Source organism: Kribbella sp. NPDC104740, from assembly GCF_055583505.1.
This window is the reverse complement of sequence record NZ_JBVJNV010000004.1, coordinates 579,446-595,546: the sequence shown is the minus strand read 5'-3', so window position 1 is coordinate 595,546 and position 16,101 is coordinate 579,446. Positions and strand designations below refer to the sequence as shown.

General features: G+C 70.7%; 15 protein-coding genes. 5 read left to right on the top strand and 10 right to left on the bottom strand.

All coding sequences use genetic code 11. The features are described 5' to 3' along the window. The first annotated feature begins 147 nt into the window (after window positions 1-147). On the top strand, window positions 148-972 hold the full coding sequence (locus ACZ6Z4_RS23990; protein ID WP_465568570.1) for an acyltransferase domain-containing protein: 825 nt from the start codon (window positions 148-150) through the stop codon (window positions 970-972). Here ACZ6Z4_RS23990 and ACZ6Z4_RS23985 read toward each other — a convergent pair. The 3 genes from ACZ6Z4_RS23985 to ACZ6Z4_RS23975 form a co-directional block, all read right to left on the bottom strand. Continuing rightward, window positions 962-2,134 carry a polysaccharide deacetylase family protein gene (locus ACZ6Z4_RS23985; RefSeq protein ID WP_465568565.1) on the bottom strand — a complete coding sequence of 391 codons (1,173 nt, stop codon included), beginning with the start codon at window positions 2,132-2,134 and terminating at the stop codon, window positions 962-964. The two genes, ACZ6Z4_RS23990 and ACZ6Z4_RS23985, sit on opposite strands and share 11 nt — an antisense overlap. Before the next feature lie 75 nt (window positions 2,135-2,209). Further along, entirely contained in the window at window positions 2,210-2,839 is a 630-nt protein-coding gene (locus tag ACZ6Z4_RS23980; RefSeq protein WP_465568562.1) for a DedA family protein, read from the bottom strand. Between the two features lie 85 nt (window positions 2,840-2,924). Beyond that, the gene (locus ACZ6Z4_RS23975; protein ID WP_465568559.1) at window positions 2,925-4,070 is read right to left on the bottom strand and encodes a cytochrome P450 family protein; all 1,146 of its coding nucleotides are present in this window, start codon (window positions 4,068-4,070) and stop codon (window positions 2,925-2,927) included. A gap of 91 nt (window positions 4,071-4,161) precedes the next feature. On the opposite strand from ACZ6Z4_RS23975, the gene ACZ6Z4_RS23970 reads away from it, so the two are divergent. After that, window positions 4,162-4,290 carry a hypothetical protein gene (locus ACZ6Z4_RS23970; RefSeq protein WP_465568556.1) on the top strand — a complete coding sequence of 43 codons (129 nt, stop codon included), beginning with the start codon at window positions 4,162-4,164 and terminating at the stop codon, window positions 4,288-4,290. Then, a complete protein-coding gene (locus tag ACZ6Z4_RS23965) occupies window positions 4,280-4,693 on the top strand; it encodes an SRPBCC family protein (protein WP_465568553.1) in 414 nt (137 codons plus the stop codon). Before ACZ6Z4_RS23970 ends, ACZ6Z4_RS23965 begins: the two co-directional genes overlap by 11 nt. An 18-nt stretch (window positions 4,694-4,711) precedes the next feature. On the opposite strand, the gene ACZ6Z4_RS23960 is transcribed toward ACZ6Z4_RS23965, so the two are convergent. Continuing rightward, entirely contained in the window at window positions 4,712-7,414 is a 2,703-nt protein-coding gene (locus ACZ6Z4_RS23960) for a helix-turn-helix transcriptional regulator (RefSeq protein WP_465568548.1), read from the bottom strand. Window positions 7,415-7,508: 94 nt separating this feature from the next. Here ACZ6Z4_RS23960 and ACZ6Z4_RS23955 point away from each other — a divergent pair, with 94 nt between their 5' ends. After that, a complete protein-coding gene (locus ACZ6Z4_RS23955) occupies window positions 7,509-8,582 on the top strand; it encodes a class I SAM-dependent methyltransferase (RefSeq protein WP_465568544.1) in 1,074 nt (357 codons plus the stop codon). 13 nt (window positions 8,583-8,595) lie between these two features. Continuing rightward, window positions 8,596-10,665 (top strand): alpha/beta fold hydrolase, encoded by a 2,070-nt coding sequence (locus tag ACZ6Z4_RS23950; RefSeq protein WP_465568541.1) that lies wholly within the window; start codon window positions 8,596-8,598, stop codon window positions 10,663-10,665. Here ACZ6Z4_RS23950 and ACZ6Z4_RS23945 read toward each other — a convergent pair. Genes ACZ6Z4_RS23945 through ACZ6Z4_RS23920 form a run of 6 tightly spaced genes read right to left on the bottom strand, consistent with a single transcriptional unit; the run spans window position 10,662 to window position 16,046 of the window. Beyond that, window positions 10,662-11,477 carry an ABC transporter permease gene (locus ACZ6Z4_RS23945; protein WP_465568538.1) on the bottom strand — a complete coding sequence of 272 codons (816 nt, stop codon included), beginning with the start codon at window positions 11,475-11,477 and terminating at the stop codon, window positions 10,662-10,664. The two genes, ACZ6Z4_RS23950 and ACZ6Z4_RS23945, sit on opposite strands and share 4 nt — an antisense overlap. After that, window positions 11,440-12,219, bottom strand: a complete 780-nt coding sequence (locus tag ACZ6Z4_RS23940; protein WP_465568535.1) for a 2-aminoethylphosphonate ABC transporter permease subunit — start codon at window positions 12,217-12,219, stop codon at window positions 11,440-11,442. Before ACZ6Z4_RS23940 ends, ACZ6Z4_RS23945 begins: the two co-directional genes overlap by 38 nt. Beyond that, entirely contained in the window at window positions 12,216-13,241 is a 1,026-nt protein-coding gene (locus ACZ6Z4_RS23935) for an ABC transporter ATP-binding protein (RefSeq protein WP_465568530.1), read from the bottom strand. The genes ACZ6Z4_RS23940 and ACZ6Z4_RS23935 overlap by 4 nt, the downstream gene beginning before the upstream one ends. After that, complete coding sequence (locus ACZ6Z4_RS23930; RefSeq protein WP_465568527.1) at window positions 13,238-14,257, bottom strand: 2-aminoethylphosphonate ABC transporter substrate-binding protein; 1,020 nt, start codon at window positions 14,255-14,257, stop codon at window positions 13,238-13,240. Before ACZ6Z4_RS23930 ends, ACZ6Z4_RS23935 begins: the two co-directional genes overlap by 4 nt. Then, on the bottom strand, window positions 14,254-14,940 hold the full coding sequence (locus ACZ6Z4_RS23925) for a phosphonatase-like hydrolase (RefSeq protein WP_465568523.1): 687 nt from the start codon (window positions 14,938-14,940) through the stop codon (window positions 14,254-14,256). The genes ACZ6Z4_RS23930 and ACZ6Z4_RS23925 overlap by 4 nt, the downstream gene beginning before the upstream one ends. Beyond that, window positions 14,937-16,046, bottom strand: a complete 1,110-nt coding sequence (locus tag ACZ6Z4_RS23920; RefSeq protein WP_465568520.1) for a TIGR03364 family FAD-dependent oxidoreductase — start codon at window positions 16,044-16,046, stop codon at window positions 14,937-14,939. The genes ACZ6Z4_RS23925 and ACZ6Z4_RS23920 overlap by 4 nt, the downstream gene beginning before the upstream one ends. Between the last annotated feature and the right edge of the window lie 55 nt (window positions 16,047-16,101).

Genomic DNA, 16,101 nt, shown 5'->3' with positions numbered 1-16,101 from the left:
GTGAGCTCGGCAAGCAGCACAACAGCTTCGACGGCATCCCGGGGCTCGCCTTCAACCCGGCGGACCCGAGCCTGCTCTACCTCGGGCTGGCCGAAGAACGTTGACCGGCGACGAAGCGCGCTGGTGAGGATCTGACATGCTGGTGCGGTGACGACCGCTGAGGAGTACCGCCTGCTGGGGTTCAGTGCCGAGGACCAGGCCGACGCCGAGAAGCTCGATGTCGACCCGGTGCTGGTGGCCGAGTTCGCCGCGCAGTTGCGGAAGGCGATCGGCGGGGTGCCGGTGGAGGGTCAGCTGAAGGCTCCCGACGACCCGATGGTGTCGCTGGCGGCCTACCTGGAGACGCTGCCGGACATTCGGCGGTACCACCAGGAGCGCGGGGTCAGCGACGAGATCAGCTGGGCGACTCTGGCCGATCTCGGTCAGCAGCTGAAGGTCAACCGGCGCACGTTCGGCAAGTTCGGCCTGGAGACGCACTGGTGGGTGACGACGTACTGGACCGGCGCGCTCTACGCGCTGGGCCGGCTGCAGTTCCTCATTCACCCGCTGCCGGAGGAGCCGAAGGTGCCCGGTGTCGAGCCCGGCGAGTGGGTGCTCGGCGTGCACATCCCGGAGACCGGCCCACTCACCCCCGAGGCGGTCGACGACAGCTTCGACCGGGCGCGCGCGTTCTTCGCCGAGCACTTCCCGGAACACCCGGTGAAGACCGCCACGCTCGGGTCCTGGCTGATCGACCCGTACCTGCTCGACCACCTGCCGCAGGACTCGAACATGGTCCGCTTCGGCCGCCGCTTCACCCCGTACGGCGAACCGCGCGACTCCCAGGACAGCGCGATCTTCTTCACGTTCCGCAGCCACGACCTCGGCAAGCTCGACGAGTTCCCGCAGGACACCGCGCTGCAGCGGCTGATCGTGGCCCGGATCAAGGAAGGCGGCACCTGGCAGACCGGCTTCGGCTCGCTCAGCCTTTAGGTACGCCGTACTTGGTCAGCCAGGCGATCAGCTCGACGTTGCTGACGCACTTCACGTCGGGCTGCTTGCAGGTCTCGGTGACGAACGTGGTGAGCGCGTCGGAGTAGACGCTGTTGTTCCACCGGTTGAAGTGGTTGCCGAGGAACAGCGGCGGGTTGTTCCCGGCGCGCGACCGGGCCAGCGCCTGCCGGTACGTCGCCAGCACCTGTGCCTTGAGCTTCGGCGCGTGCGACAGCGGCGCCTTGCGGGCCTTGGTCTGGGCGTACCAGAGGTTGTAGTCCATCGTCAGCGTGCTCTTGCGGGTCCCGGCCAGGTCGACCGACTGCAGCGGGAAGTCCCAGACGCCGTCCTCCTTCTTCGGCCAAGCGATGTAGCCGGGCTCGGAGGCGTCGTACAGCATCCCGCGCTGGCGCATCACTTGCCGGTACGCCGGCCGGTTGCCCTCCAGGCACGGCGTCCGCATCCCCTTCACCGTCGAGGGGTCGAACGGCGCCGCGAGCGGCTTGCCCGCGGCCAGCGACGGCCCGTTCTTGACCATGGTGTCGAAGGCGTCGAGCTCGGCCTTCCACTGCGTCGCCGACCACTTGTCGATCCCGGTCTTGCCGCAGAAGTGCCCGTTGGCGTGGGTGCCGATCTCGTGACCCTCGGCGATCGCCTGCCGCAGCACGGTCGCCCGCGCGATCGCCTTCGGCGCGTCGGCCCAGCCGATGTCGGAGGCCCCGGGCTTCTTGTACGGCGGCTTGTAGTCGGTCTTGCGCGCCTCGGGGTACAGGTACGGGCCGGACAGGAAGAACGTCATCCGGGCGTCGACCTGCTTGGCGACGGTCCGCCAGTGCGACCAGAGCGCCAGGTCGCCGGCGCCGTCGAACGACACGACCACGAACAGCGGGGGCTTCCCGTTCGGCAGCTTGGCCGGGAACGACCTGGTCACCGGCGCGGCGGCCGGCGGCTTCACCCCCGGCGTCAGCGTGGTCGACGGGTCGGGCTCGCTCGGCTTCGCCGTCGGCGTACCAGACGGTGGTTTGCCGGACGGGCTGCCACTTCCCTCGTTGCTCGGTGCGGTGTCGGCGCAGCCGGCCGCCAGCGCGGCCACCACTGCGGTCAGCGCGATGAGTCGCTGACCCCGACGCGGAACATTCCCCAGAACTGTGCCCCCGGACATACCCCTACTGACGCACGAACCCGCGCTCCGGTTGGCCCGGGACACGCGACCGGGTCGAAAGCGTCCGGATAGTCGTTACCGCGCCGCAACCTTCGCCGCTTTGCGGCGAGCCGCGATCCGCCGGGTGGTCTCCAGGACCAGCCCGATGGTGAACGCGAGGCTGAGGCTGAACGCGAGCGCCTTCAGCGAGTCGTGCGCGAACGCGTCGCCGCCGAGGTACCCGAGCAGGGCCACGTAGGTGTAGGCCACGGTGACCCCGGCCGCCGTGAACAGCACGAACTTGCGGAACGAGTACGCCGTCGCGCCCGCGGTCAGCGTCGCGACCATCCGGGCCCCGGGGATGTAACGGACCGTCATCAGGATCAGCCCGCCGCGGGTGTGCAGCGCCTTGCTGACCTTGTCGTACATCGCCTGCCGGGCCTCCCGGCGCCGCATCCAGCGCCGCAGCGCTGGTCCGGAGCCGCGGCCCATGAAGTAGCAGACGCACTCGCCGATCACCGAGCCGGTCATCGCCAGCACGATCACCAGCAGCAGGTTCTGGTGGCCGGCCGCGGCCGCCATCCCGGCGGTGACGACCAGGCCCTCGCTCGGGATCACCGGGAAGACGGCGTCCACGGCGGCGGCCAGGAAGAGGATGAGCAGCAGCCAGTGGGACGCCATCGCGACGCTGAGCAGCTCCCGGGCGGCGTCCATCAACTCTGTCACGACCCCGAGCATGCCATCCGGTGTCAAGGTCCTCCCAATCGCGCGGCGGTGGTTCGGGGCCGGTGGGGCTGAATTCACCCAGTGTTCACAGGTGGACGGACAGTTCCGCGATCCCGTTCATCAACAGGCCCGGCGTACGCCGGGGGTCGCCGTCGGGCTCGGCCAGCCGCAGGTCCGGAAAGCGGTCGAACAGCATCCCGAGCGCGACCCGGCCCTCGAGCCGGGCCAGCGGCGCGCCGAGGCAGTGGTGGATGCCGTGCCCGAAGCCGAGGTGCTGGTTGTCGGCCCGGGCGATGTCGAGCTCGCCGCCGGCGCCGAACTTCGCGTCGTCGCGGTTGGCCGCGACCAGCGCGAACACGATCACCTCACCGGTGCCGATGGTGCGGCCGGCGATCTCGATCGGCGCCTTGGCGATGTACGGGATCGCGGCCTGCAGCGGGCCGTCGTACCGGATGAGTTCCTCGACGGCGGCCGGGAGGCGTTCCGGCTCGGCCTTGAGCAGCGCGAGCTGGTCGGGGTGGGTGAGCAGGGCGTGCACGCCGTTGGTGATCAGGCTGACCGTGGTCTCGTGCCCGGCGGCGAGCAGCAGGTAGACCATCGAGGTCAGCTCGTCGGTGCTCAGCCGGTCGCCGCCGTCGCGGGCCGCGAGCAGCGCCGACAGCAGGTCGTCGGAGGGCGCGACGACGCGGCGGTCCTCGATCATCTCGCGGATGAACTCGACCATCGCCAGCGCGGCCTCGATGTACTCCTCGGGCGTGTGCACGGCCGCGTTCACCACGATCGACGACCAGCGCCGGAAGTCGTCGCGGCGGATCGCGGGGATGCCGAGCAGCTCCGAGATCACCGTGATCGGCAACGGGTAGCTGTATCCGCTGACCAGGTCGACCGGGCCGTCCGCGGCGGCCATCTCGTCGAGCAGCTCGGTGGCGATCTCACGGATCCGCGGCTCCAGCAGCTCGATCCGCCGCCGGGTGAACGCCGCCGAGACGAGCTTGCGCATCCGCGTGTGGTCCGGCGGGTTGACGTTGAGCATGTGCCGTTCCATCGAGTTCACCAGGTCGTCCCAGACCTGGTCGCGGTGCGGCCCGTCGAGCGGGGACCGGACGACGTCCGGGTGCGCCAGCAACTGCCGGGCCTCGGCGTACCCGGTCACCAGCCAGACCGGAACTCCGGTGAACAGGGTCACGTACTGCAACGGCCCCTGCGCCGCTGCCTCCGCGAACCCCTGCATGCGAGCACGGCCACTGGTTTCGGTGAATGGCGAGGTCACTCCACTACCGTACGGGCGCAGAGGTTGACCCCGCCGGTGCGCCGGGCGGACGGTGGTCTGCGCGCTCCGGCCGGAGGCGCTGTCGGAGGTCGAGGTCTGGCTGGGCGACCTCACGACGTACTGGAACCGCACGGTCGACCGGCTGGCGGACCTTCTGGAGGGGAACGGCGATGGTGAGTGACATCCGGATCGAGCGGGTGCTGAAGGCCCAGCTCGAGGACGTGTACGCCGCGTGGACACGGGCCGAGCTGCTGGCGCGCTGGTACTGCCCGAACCCGGCGCTGGAGCTCAAGGTCGACGCCGACGTACGGGTCGGCGGGGCGTACATCGTCGAGATGGGCCCGTACGTCGTCCGCGGCAGCTATCTGGAGGTGGAGCCGCAGCACGTGCTCGCGTTCACCTGGAAGTGGGACGAGGACGACGACGCGCCGTCGACCGTGCGGGTGGAGCTGAGCGCGGTGGAGGAGGGGACGCGGATGCTGTTGCTGCACACCGGCTTCACCGGGCCGGACGACGCGGCCAACCACCTGCAGGGGTGGGAGCCTGAGCTGGACCGGCTCGAGCAGCTGGTCATCGCCGGCTGAGCCGGTCGGAGGAGCCGCTCACGCTTCGGTGAGTTGCTCGGCGAGCTCGCTGCGGCTGTGGATGCCGAGCTTCGTGTAGACCTTCCGCAGGTGGTACTCGACCGTCTTCGGGCTCAGGAACAGCTTCGCCGCCGCCTCCCGCGTGCTGTGCCCGTCAGCGAGCAGCTGCGCGACCTGCCGCTCCTGCGGCGTCAGATCGTCCGCGCTGCTGTGCTCCCGCCGCCGCGCCGTCTCCCCCGTCGCCTTGAGCTCCCCCGCCGCCTGATCGGCCCACGTCCCCGCTCCCAGGTGATCGAACAGCTCCACCGCCAGCCGCAGCTGCACCCGCGCATCCACCCGCCGCCGCGCCCTCCGCAGCCACGACCCGTAGACCAGATGCGTCCGCGCCGTCTCGAACAGATCCGGCGTCTGCCCGTGCAGCCGCAGCGCGCTCACCAGCAGCTCCTCGTCGTCCCCCACCAGCCCCCGCACCCGCGCCGCACGCGCCAGCGACCACGGCAACCCCTTGTGCGCCGCGCGTTCAGCGAACGCCTCAGCCGTGGACTTCGCGTCCTCGGGCCGCCCGAGCCGCAGGTAGATCTCCACCAGCTCGGGCGCCGGCGACAGATCCGGGTCGAGCATCCCGCCGGTCCCGAGGATCTCCACCAGCCCCTCGTACGCCGACAGCGCGCCCGCCGGATCGCCCTGCCCGAGCGCGAGATCTCCCAGCGCGAACGACGACCAGGCGAGCCCGATCCGGATCCCCCGCGGCGTGCACAGCGCGACCGCCTCGGCGGCCTGCGCGTGGCAGTCCTCGGTCCGCCCGCGGCGCGCCGACAACCAGGCCTGTCCCGCGAGACTGATCGCCAGCTCGGTGGTCTGCCCGGTCTCGCGCGACAGCCGGATCCCTTCGTCGTACGACGTCGCCGCGTCGGCCCAGCGGTCGGTCGTTGCCTGGTCACGGGCCAGGTGGAACAGGACGCCCGGCAGCAGCCCGAGCGCGACGCCGTCGCGGCTGTCGCGCAGGATCCGCTGGATCACCTCGCGGCCGCCTTCGCGTTCGCGCAGGAAGAGCGGGGCGATGACGACCCACACCTGATGCCGCCGGTCGAGCGTGACGCTGCTCGACAGCGACACCGCCGTACGGATCTGCTCGCTGCCGCCACTGCCTGCGAGCACGCGCCCGACACCGCAGGCGAGCAGGCCGAGCAGGCGGCTCTCGGGTTGGTCGATGCTCGGCAGTAGCGCGTCGAGGCTGTCGGCGACCTGGAGGGCTGTGGCGGTGTCGCCGAGGTGGAAGCAGGCGTTCACCACGTCGCTCAGCAGGCGGATGCGGGTCGGGAGATCGTCGGCGGCCTCGGCCGCGGCGAGCAGGATGTCGCGGGCCTGGCCTGGTGAACCGCAACGTACGGCGATGTCGCCGCGAAGCTCCTGCGCGCGGATCGCGACAACTGGCGTGATCGTGCGTTGCAGAGCTTCGACAAGTAGTTCCTCAGCGCGATCAGGCAGTCCAGCGAACCACGCGGCCTCGCCTGCGGCGACCAACCTGCGCGCTTGTTCCGCCGCATCGTCCGTCAGCCGGGCAGCGCGCTCCAGCGCAGTCGCGGCGACTGCGTGCGCGCCGCGCTCGACCGCATGCCCGGCGACCACCTCCAGTTTGCGCGCGACCTCGTCGTCCGCCCCGAGCACCGCCTCCGACAGATGCCACACCTGCCGGTCCGAGTCGGCCAGCACCCCAGCGATCGCCTGATGAACAGCGCGCCGCGTCAATGCGGCCGCACCGGCGTACACGGCCGACCGCACCAACGGATGCCGGAACTCGACCCGGCCATCGGCGATCCGCACCAGCCCGGCGTCCTCAGCCTCGGCCAGCGCAGCAACGTCGACGCCAAGCTCCGAGCACACCGCCGCGACCAGCTGCAGCTCCCCGTCGTCGGAAGCCGCCACCAGCAAGGCGATCCGGGCCTGCTCGCTGAGCCGGTCCGCCTGCGCGGAGAACGCCTCCGCCAGCAACCGCGGCACCGGCACCGGCGCCCCGGGACGCATCTTGTGCAGGTTCTTGGGATCGAGCTCCAGCAAGGCCAGGGGATTCCCACCCACCATCCGGTGCACCTGCGCGACCTCCGCCGTACGCCGCCCGACCAGCTCGCGCGCATCCTCCAGCCCGAGCCCGTCGAGCCGCAGCACCGGAAGATCCGCCTCGGCCAGCGGATGCGACTCCCCCGCCCGCCCGGCGACCAGCAGCACGATCGGGTCCGCCACCAACCGCCGCGCCGCGAACACCAGCGCCTCGGCCGACGGCCGGTCGATCCACTGCGCGTCGTCGACGAGCACCGCCAAGGGCAACTGCTCGGCGTACCGGCACAGGAGGCTCAGCGTCGCCGCCCCCACAGCAAACCGTTCCGCCGCATCCTCCGGCCTCCCCGGGGAGGCGGGCGCCGGCGAGGTCAGCGCCAGCGCAGCGGCGAGCGCATCGCGCTGTGGTGCTGGGATCCTGTCCAGCTCACCGAGCACCGGACGCAGCAGCTGCAGCAGCGCCCCGAAGGGGATCTCCTGCTCGGTCTCCGTCCCGCGAGCCCGGAGCACGCGCAACCCGGCGGACTGCTCGGCCGCCTGGTCGAGGAGGGTGGTCTTGCCGATCCCCGGTTCGCCCGAGATCAGCAGCACCCCGCTGGTTCCCACCCGCGCCCCCGCGACCAACCGCTCGATCGCCCGCCGCTCGGCCTCCCGCCCGATCAGCATCCTCGGAGTCTAGGACTAGGTGGGCCACCTGATGCGACGGTTCAGCGCCGACTTCTAGCGTCGCGAGCAGAAGAAGCCCAGGGAGGGAACCCAGATGACCACCATCGACCAGCCCGTCACCGTCGACGGCGACAAGCTGATGCAGTTCGTGTTCCAGGCCGTCGGCGAGGTCGGCGCGACGCTGAACGCGGCGCTCGTCGTGCTCGGCGACAAGCTCGGCTACTACCACGCGATGGCCGGCGCCGGCGGCCTCACGCCGGCCGACCTCGCCGACCGCACCGGCACCCACGAGCGCTACGTCCGCGAGTGGCTGAACGCCCAGGCCGCCGGCGGCTTCGTCAGCTACGACCCGGCGACCGGCCTCTACACGCTCCCGCCCGAGCAGACCGTCGCGCTCACCGACGAGGACAGCCCGGCGTTCCTGCCCGGCTTCTTCCAGATCGCGCTCGGCACCGTGCAGGACACCGACCGGATGGTCGACGCGGCCCGCAGCGGCGCCGGGATCGGCTGGCACGAGCACGACTCCGACGTGCACCTCGGCTGCGAGCGCTTCTTCCGGCCCAACTACATCGCGAACCTCGTCGACGGCTGGCTGCCGGCGCTCGACGGCGTCGTCGAGAAGCTGACCAACGGCGCGAAGGTGGCCGACATCGGCTGCGGCCACGGCTCCTCGACGATCCTGATGGCGCAGGCCTTCCCGCGCTCGGCGTACACCGGCTCCGACTACCACGCCGAGTCGATCGCGATCGCGCAGCAGCGGGCGGCCGACGCGGGCGTCGACGTCACCTTCGAGGTCGCCGGCAGTACGGCGTACGGCGGGCAGAACTACGACCTGGTGACCACGTTCGACGCGCTGCACGACATGGGCGACCCGGTCGGCGCGGCCCGGCGCGTCCGCGAGTCGCTGGCCGACGACGGTACCTGGATGATCGTCGAGCCGATGGCCGGCGACCACGTCGAGGACAACCTGAACCCGGTCGGCCGCGCGTACTACGGCTTCTCGACGCTGCTCTGCACGCCGGCGTCGCTGTCGCAGGAGGTCGGGCTCGGGCTCGGCACCCAGGCCGGTCCGGCGCGGATCCGTGACGTGGTGACCGCGGCCGGTTTCACCCGGTTCCGGGTGGCGGCGCAGACGCCGTTCAACCTGGTCTACGAAGTCCGCCCCTGACACAGTGAACGCCATGGCACAACGACCCGCGCGGGTGGCCGACTCCGAAGGGACGGTCACCCGCGCCGGGGTGAAGCTGCACTACCGGGTGTACGGCGACCACGACGGCCCGGCGATCGTGCTGCTGCCGACCTGGTCGCTGGTGACGTCGCGGGTCTGGAAGGCGCAGGTGCCGTACCTGGCCCGGCACTTCCGGGTGATCACCTTCGACGGCCGCGGCGCGGGCCTGTCGGACCGGCCGGCCGGTGCGTCGGCGTACGGGGACGCGGAGTACGTCGAGGACACGATCGCCGTGCTGGACGCGACCGGTACGGCGTCCTGCGTGCTGGTCGGCTTCTCGCGTGGCGTCCCGTGGGCGCTGGAGGTCGCGCTGCGCGAGCCGGCGCGGGTGCTCGGCGTGGCCTGCGTCGGCGCGGCGACCCGGCTGACGCCGATGGTCGAGGACCGGACCCGCTGGACCTGGGACGAGCGGCACGACAGCACCGACGGCTGGGCGAAGTACAACCGGCACCACTGGCTCGAGGGCGGGTACGACGACTTCCTGGACTACTTCTTCGCGCAGATGTTCCCGGAACCGCACTCCAGCAAGCAGATCGAGGACGGGATCGGGTGGGCGCACGAGATCACGCCCGAACTGCTCGTCGACACCGAGGCCGGGCGCGCGGTGCATCTCGATCCGTCGCGGTTCGCGGAGGTCGGGTGCCCGGTGCTGGTGATCCATGGCGCGGCCGACGCGATCCGGCCGCCGGCCGAGGGGGCGCGGCTCGCCGAGCTGACGGGTGGTTCGCTGGTGACGGTCGTCGGCGGCGGGCACGCGCCGCATGCGCGCGATCCGGTGGTGGTCAATCACCTGCTGAAGGAGTTCACCGCTCAGTTCGCGCCACGGCCGGTACGCCGTACGTGGGAGCGGGCGGCGGTCAGGCCGCGCCGGGTGCTGTACCTGTCGTCGCCGATCGGGCTCGGGCATGCGCGGCGGGACCTGGCGATCGCGCGGTCGCTGCGCGGTCTTGTGCCTGGTGTGGAGATCGAGTGGCTGGCTCAGGATCCGGTGACGCGCGTCCTCGCCGACGCCGGGGAGACCGTGCATCCGGCGTCTTCCTGGCTGCTGAACGAGTCGGGGCACGTGGAGTTCGAGGCGGGTGAGCACGATCTGCACGCGTTCCAGGCGCTGCGCCGGATGGACGAGATCCTGGTCGCGAACTTCCTCACCTTCGCGGACGTCGTCGAGGACCGGCACTACGACCTGGTCATCGGCGACGAGGCGTGGGAGGTGGACTACTTCCTGCACGAGAACCCGGAGCTGAAGCGCTTCGGCTATGCATGGCTGACGGACTTCGTGGGGTGGTTGCCGATGGACGCTTCCGAGGAGGCGCTGACGACGGACTACAACCTGGAGATGCTCACGCAGCGGGCGCGGTACCGGCGGTTGCGGGACCACTCGCTCTTCGTCGGCGACCCCGAGGACATCGTCGGCGACGCGTTCGGGCCTTCGCTGCCTTCCATTCGCTCCTGGACCGAGGAGAACTACGCCTTCACCGGATACATCACCGGCTTCACGCCTCCGCCGCGGCAGCTGACCGGTGCACCTCGTTGCCTCGTCACCGTTGGTGGTTCCGGTGTGGGATCCGCCTTGCTGCGCCGCGTTCTGGACGCCGTACCGGCGATTCGCCGGCTGGTTCCCGGGCTGACCTTCGACGTTGTCACCGGACCGCGGATCGATCCGGCCGCGCTGCCGAAGCTCGACGGCGTACGGGTGCACGGTTATCTGCCCGACCTGCACCTGGAGCTGGGCAAGGCGGACGTCGTGATCACCCAGGGCGGTCTGACCACCTGCATGGAGCTGACCGCGCAGCGGGTGCCCTTCGTCTACATCCCGCTGCGCAACCACTTCGAGCAGAACTTCCACGTGGCGGCGCGGCTGGATCGGTACAACGCCGGCCATCGCCTCGACTACCTCGAGGCGGCCGACCCGACCGTGCTCGCCGAGGCGGTCGCGAAGGCGCTCACCGATCCGGTCGACTGTCTCCCGGTCGCCACCGACGGCGCCGACCGGGCCGCTCGTCTCCTCGCCGAGTTGCTCTAGCTCGTCGCCTTTCCGCGCAGCCGATCCAGCCCGACCACGAGCACGACCGTCACCACCAGGAGCACCAGCGACTCGGCCGCGGCGGTGAACGTCTGCCCGCGGTCGGTCAGCGCGAAGACGCCGACCGGAACGGTCCGCCACGACGCCGGGTAGACCATGATCGTCGCCCCGACCTCACCCATCGACAGCGCGACCGACAGCCCGGCGGCCGACACGATCGCCGGGCGCAGCATCGGCAACCGGACCTGCCACAGCACCCGGGCCGCCGACGCACCCAGCGACGCGGCGACCTCGGCGTATACGGTGTCGGTCCGCTGCAACGCCGCGGTCACCGTGCCGTAGGTGAACGCGACCATCAGGACGAGATGCGCGATCACGACGATCCACTTGGTCCCGTTGAGCAGCAGCGGCGGGCGGGAGAACGCGACCAGCAGGCTCAGGCCGACGACCACCGACGGTACGGCGATCGGCAGATGGTGCAGCGCGTCGGTCAGCCGCGCGAGGCCGGGTGTCGCCGACCGGGCTGCGAGCGCACCCCACGTCCCGAACACGACGGCCAGCAGTCCGCCGAGGAACGCCGTCTGCAGGCTCACCGCGATCGACGCGAGCTCGTCGCCGGACAGCGCTTCGCTCAGGTGGGTGGTTGTCGGGTCGGACGGCAGGACGCCGTTCCAACTCCCGGCGAACGCCGCGGCCGCGACCACGACGAACGGCGCCAGGACGAGCACGCCGAAGACGAGCAGGAAGACGGCCTGGACGAGCAGGCGCGGCCCTCTAGACCAGACCAGCACGACGACCTCCCAGCCCACCACGCAGTACGGCGTACAGACCGATCGACAACGCGATCTGCACGATGGCGATCACGCAGGCGCCCGGGTAGTCGAACATCACGATCCCCTTGGTGTGCACGAGCAGCGGCAGCGTCGTGGTGTCGCGCGCGCCGAGGAACAGCACGATGCCGAACTCGTTCAGCGTCAGCAGCAACGTGAGCCCGCCGCCGGCCGCGAGCGCGGGACGGACCTCGGGGAGGATCACCTGGCGCAGGACGCGCCAGGGACCGCCGCCGAGACTCGCGGCGACGTCGAGCTGGACGCGCGGGACGCGGCTCATCGCGCCGAGCAGCGGGCGCATCACGAACGGCGTGTAGAAGGTGATCTCGGCGAGGATCACCGCCCAGGGGGTGGTGAGGAAGCCGGTCGCGCCGGTGAGGGTGCCGAGGACGCCGGCTGATCCGTAGAGAAACGTGAACGACAGCGCGACGAGGAACGAGGGCAGCGCGAGCATGGCGTCGACCAGGCCGGAGACGAGGCGGGCGCCGGGGAACGGGACGAAGCTGACCACGACGGCCAGGAACGTCCCTACGACGAGACAGCCTGCCGTCGAGCAGACCGCGATCTGCACGGTCCGGATCAGGGCGTCACGGAACTCGGCCGAGCCGATCACCTCGGCCCACGAGCCGCGCGACTCGGCGGCGACGAGGACGAGCGGGTAGACGACGAGGACGGCGATCAGCAGCAACGGCGGGAGCAACCACGTACGACGTACTGCTCTCACCGCGACTCCACCAAACTGCAGGCCTCACCCGGCAACCGCATGGAGATGGTTGCCCCGAGCGCCGGAAGTTTGTGGTCCGCCGGCACATCGACGTGCACCGGATGCTCACCGAGCCCCTCAATCGTGCAGGTCAATCGGTAAGACGAACCACGCCACTGCGCTCCAACGAGCCGCGCCGGCAACCCACCCTCCTCCAACCGGATCGCATGCGGGCGCACGCACAACAAACTCCCACCCACAGGCTTGATGCCGGGCACTCGGTGACCTCCCACCGTCACCTCGTCGTTTTTCACCTCGATCGGCAGCAGGTTCGCCCCACCCAGGAACGACGCGGTGAACGCACTCGGCGGCGTCCGGTACAGCTCCGCGGCCGGCGCGATGTCGACAAGTCGAGCATCCCGCATCACCGCGATCCGGTCCGCCAGCGCCAGCGCCTCCGCCTGATCGTGCGTCACGTAGACGATCGCCACGTCCGGCACCTCACGCCGCAGCTTCTGCAACTCATCGAGCATCCCCGCCCGCAGTTGCGCATCGAGCGCCGCCAACGGCTCGTCGAGCAGCAGCACCGGCGGCCTGATCGCCAACGCCCGCGCGATCGCGACCCGCTGCTGCTGCCCGCCCGAGAGCTCCCGCGGCAGCCGCTTCGCGTACGTCTCCATCCCCACCATCGCGAGCATCTCGCCGACCCGCTCGGCGACCTCACGCTTGGGCCGCCGCGCCGCCCGCAACCCGAACGCCACATTGTCGAACACCCGCAGATGCGGAAACAGCGCGTACTGCTGAACGACGACCCCGATCCCCCGCTTCGCCGGCGGCACGTCGGTCACGTCGACGCCACCGATCCGCACCCGCCCGCGACTCGGCCGGACGAACCCGGCCACCGCCTTCAGCGCCGTCGACTTGCCCGACCCCGAAGGCCCGAGCAACGCGACCGTCTCACCGGCGGCAACCGTCAGATCGAGTCCCTCCAGCGCACAGGTCTTCCCGAAGTGCACCGTCACGTCGTCCAGCTGGACAGTCATCCCTGCACGGCCTTCGTGTACGCCGCCACGTCCGCGTCCAGGTCGCCGAGCACCTTGCTCCAGTCCGGCTGCCAGATCTCGACGCCGTCGACGGCCTTCTCGACCGCCTGGTAGTTCGCGTCGGTCGGCTTCACATCGGCCCGCGCCGGGATCCCGAAGGCGTCCGCGGAGACCGTCTGCTGCGCGTCGGTGGAGAGCAGGTAGTCCATCAACTGCTTGCCCCCGTCAACATTCGGCGCACCGGCGCCGAGCCCCATCACGTACGGCAGCGACACCGTCGTCCGCTTCCCGTCCTTCGCCGCCGGGAAGAAGACGCTGAACGCGGACTTGTCGTTGGCGATCGAGGCCAGGTTCATCTGCACGTCGCCGTTCGCGACCCAGATCTCGCCCTTGCTCGCCTTCGGCTGCAGCTTGCCGGTCGAGGCCGACGGGCCGACGTTGTTCGCCTCGAGCTTGCCGAGGTAGTCGAGCGCGCCCTGCTTGCCGAGCAGGTGCTGCAGCAGCAGGAGCACCGCCGTACCGTCTCCGGCCTGGCCCGGCGTCGAGTACTGGACCTTGCCCTTGAACCGCGGGTCGAGCAGGTCGTCGAACGTCTTCGGGCTGCCGGCCTTCGGGTTCGCGATGAAGCTCAGGTAGTTCTCGACGACCGCCACGTAGTTGTCGGCCTTGAGGCCCTTCACCTGGTCCGCACCCGGTACGGCGTACGGCTGCAGCAGGCCGTCGGCGGCCGCCTTCTGGATGAACGGCGGCAGCGTCACGATCACATCGGCCTGCGGGTTCGACTTCTCCTTCTGCATCCGGGAGACCACCTCGCCCGACCCGGCCTCGACGACCTGGACCTTGGTCCCGGTCTTCGCGGTGAACGCGGCGAACCGCGTCTGGTACCACTCGGCCAGTCCGTCGGCGGTGTAGACGGTCACGGTCTTGGCGTCGCCGGTCGACGCGGCACCGGTCCCGCCACAGGCGGCGAGCACGGTCAGCAGGGTGGCGGCGAGCAGAGTTCTGAGGACCTTCACTTCTCCAGCTTTCGGTCGCGGAGCAGCCCGGGCAGGTCCCGGACCGACTCGATCACATGGGTGGCTCCCGCGGCCGCGAGCTGCGACCGGTCGTGGGCGCCGGTGCGGACCCCGGCCACGACGCCGGCACCGGCGCGCGTCCCCGAGGTCATGTCGTACGCCGTGTCGCCGGCCACCGCGACGTTCGCGGTGGCGTCGGCGCGCAGGGTGAGCAGGGCTTTCAGGACCATGTCCGGGTACGGACGGCCGCGACCGGCCTGGGCGGGGCACAGGGTCAGGTCGGCGAGCGTGCGCCAGCCGAGCGCGGCGAGGATCCGCTGCTGGGTCGTCTCGGCGAAGCCGGTGGTCAGGCAGACCTTGACGCCGTCGTCCTGCAACTGCCGGATCGCGTCCTCGGCCCCGTCGATCGGGCGGCAGTGCCCGTCGTCGACGAGCTGCCCGTACGCCGTCTCGAACGCCTGGTTGGCCTGCTGGGCCTTGGCTTCGTCGCTTTGGAGGAGATGACGGAAGACGGTGATCTTGGACTCGCCCATGGTGGCGCGGACGTGGGCCAGCATCGCGTCGTACCGGTCGTCGCCGGGTTCGATGCCTTGGGCACCGATCGCCCGGGTGAAGGCCAGTTCGACCAGGCCGTCGTCGGCGACCGTCGTACCGGCCATGTCGAGGACCGCGAGCTGGATCATCGGCCGGCTCCCTGGAAGCTCGCCTCGGCGATCGCCGGGGCCATCGTCATGCCGCGGCCGCCGGGGCCGGTGACGAGGTGGACGCCGTCGGCGACTGTTCTTCGGACGACAACTTCGCCCGGAGTGGTGGCCTGGGAGTAGACGCCGGCCCAGCGCCGGGTGATCGGCGGGAGCGGCCGGTCGAGGATCCGCTCGACCGTCGCCTTGAGGTAGTCGTACGGGTCCTCGTGGACGTCGAAGGTGAACGGCTCGGCGTACTCGTGGGTGTCGCCGATGGTCAGACCGCCGCCGTTGCGCTGAACCATGAGGAGCTGCATCTTGTTGTCTGCGGCAACTTGCTGCTGCTCGGTCTGGTTGAGGGTGTCGAGGGCGGGGCCCTGGTACGCCGGGTAGTAACGGAAGCTGTCGGCGTCGGCGACCGCGGTCGTCAGCTGCTCGTCGAGGGGCGCGGTCTGCATCATCTGCAGGCGGACCCGGCGGACGGGCAGGTCGTCGGTGAGCTCGCGGATCAGGCCGCCGTGCCAGGCGCCAGTGCAGAGCCAGACCTCGTCGGCCGCGTGGACTTCGCCGTCATCGGTGCGCACCTGGCGATCGTTGACGTCCCGAACCTCGCGCCCCGCAAGGAACGAGTACCGGCCAGAACTCTCCAGCTCCCGCCGGAGAGCCTTCAGCACCTGACGAGGCTCGACAACCCCGTCCCGCGGACACCAGAGCGCCCCGAGCATCTCGCCCTTCAGCGCGGGGTTGAGCTTGCGCGCCGCCTGAGCATCCAGCACCTCGAACGCCCGCGCGGTGTCCCGCTCAGCGGCCTCCTTCGCGACCGCCAGTTCGTCCTCGGTCCGGCACACCGTCAGCGATCCGGCCGCCCGGAAGTCCAGCCCTGCGACCTCGCGGCTCCGCTCCTCCCACAGCACCCGGGCCCGCTGCGCCGTCTCCAGCTCAGCACCGTCGGCCCGGCCACTCACCCAGACGAGCCCGAAGTTCCGCACGGTCGCGCCACGCGGCCCGGCCTCGCGCTCGATCTGTACGACGTCGTCGCCGCGCCGTACCGCCTCCCAGGCGTGAAACGTGCCGAGCACTCCGCCACCGACCACAACCACCCGCACAACAGCCTCCTCAGCGTCCGACCAACGACAGATTGGTCCGGACCAATGAAAGAGG

Excerpts from the sequence above, each read along its gene's own strand:
- ACZ6Z4_RS23985 (WP_465568565.1), bottom strand. The coding sequence starts at position 2,134 with ATGTCCGGGGGCACAGTTCTGGGGAATGTTCCGCGTCGGGGTCAGCGA.
- ACZ6Z4_RS23975 (WP_465568559.1), bottom strand. The coding sequence starts at position 4,070 with ATGCAGGGGTTCGCGGAGGCAGCGGCGCAGGGGCCGTTGCAGTACGTG.
- ACZ6Z4_RS23965 (WP_465568553.1), top strand. The coding sequence starts at position 4,280 with ATGGTGAGTGACATCCGGATCGAGCGGGTGCTGAAGGCCCAGCTCGAG.
- ACZ6Z4_RS23960 (WP_465568548.1), bottom strand. The coding sequence starts at position 7,414 with ATGCTGATCGGGCGGGAGGCCGAGCGGCGGGCGATCGAGCGGTTGGTC.
- ACZ6Z4_RS23955 (WP_465568544.1), top strand. The coding sequence starts at position 7,509 with ATGACCACCATCGACCAGCCCGTCACCGTCGACGGCGACAAGCTGATG.
- ACZ6Z4_RS23950 (WP_465568541.1), top strand. The coding sequence starts at position 8,596 with ATGGCACAACGACCCGCGCGGGTGGCCGACTCCGAAGGGACGGTCACC.
- ACZ6Z4_RS23935 (WP_465568530.1), bottom strand. The coding sequence starts at position 13,241 with ATGACTGTCCAGCTGGACGACGTGACGGTGCACTTCGGGAAGACCTGT.
- ACZ6Z4_RS23925 (WP_465568523.1), bottom strand. The coding sequence starts at position 14,940 with ATGATCCAGCTCGCGGTCCTCGACATGGCCGGTACGACGGTCGCCGAC.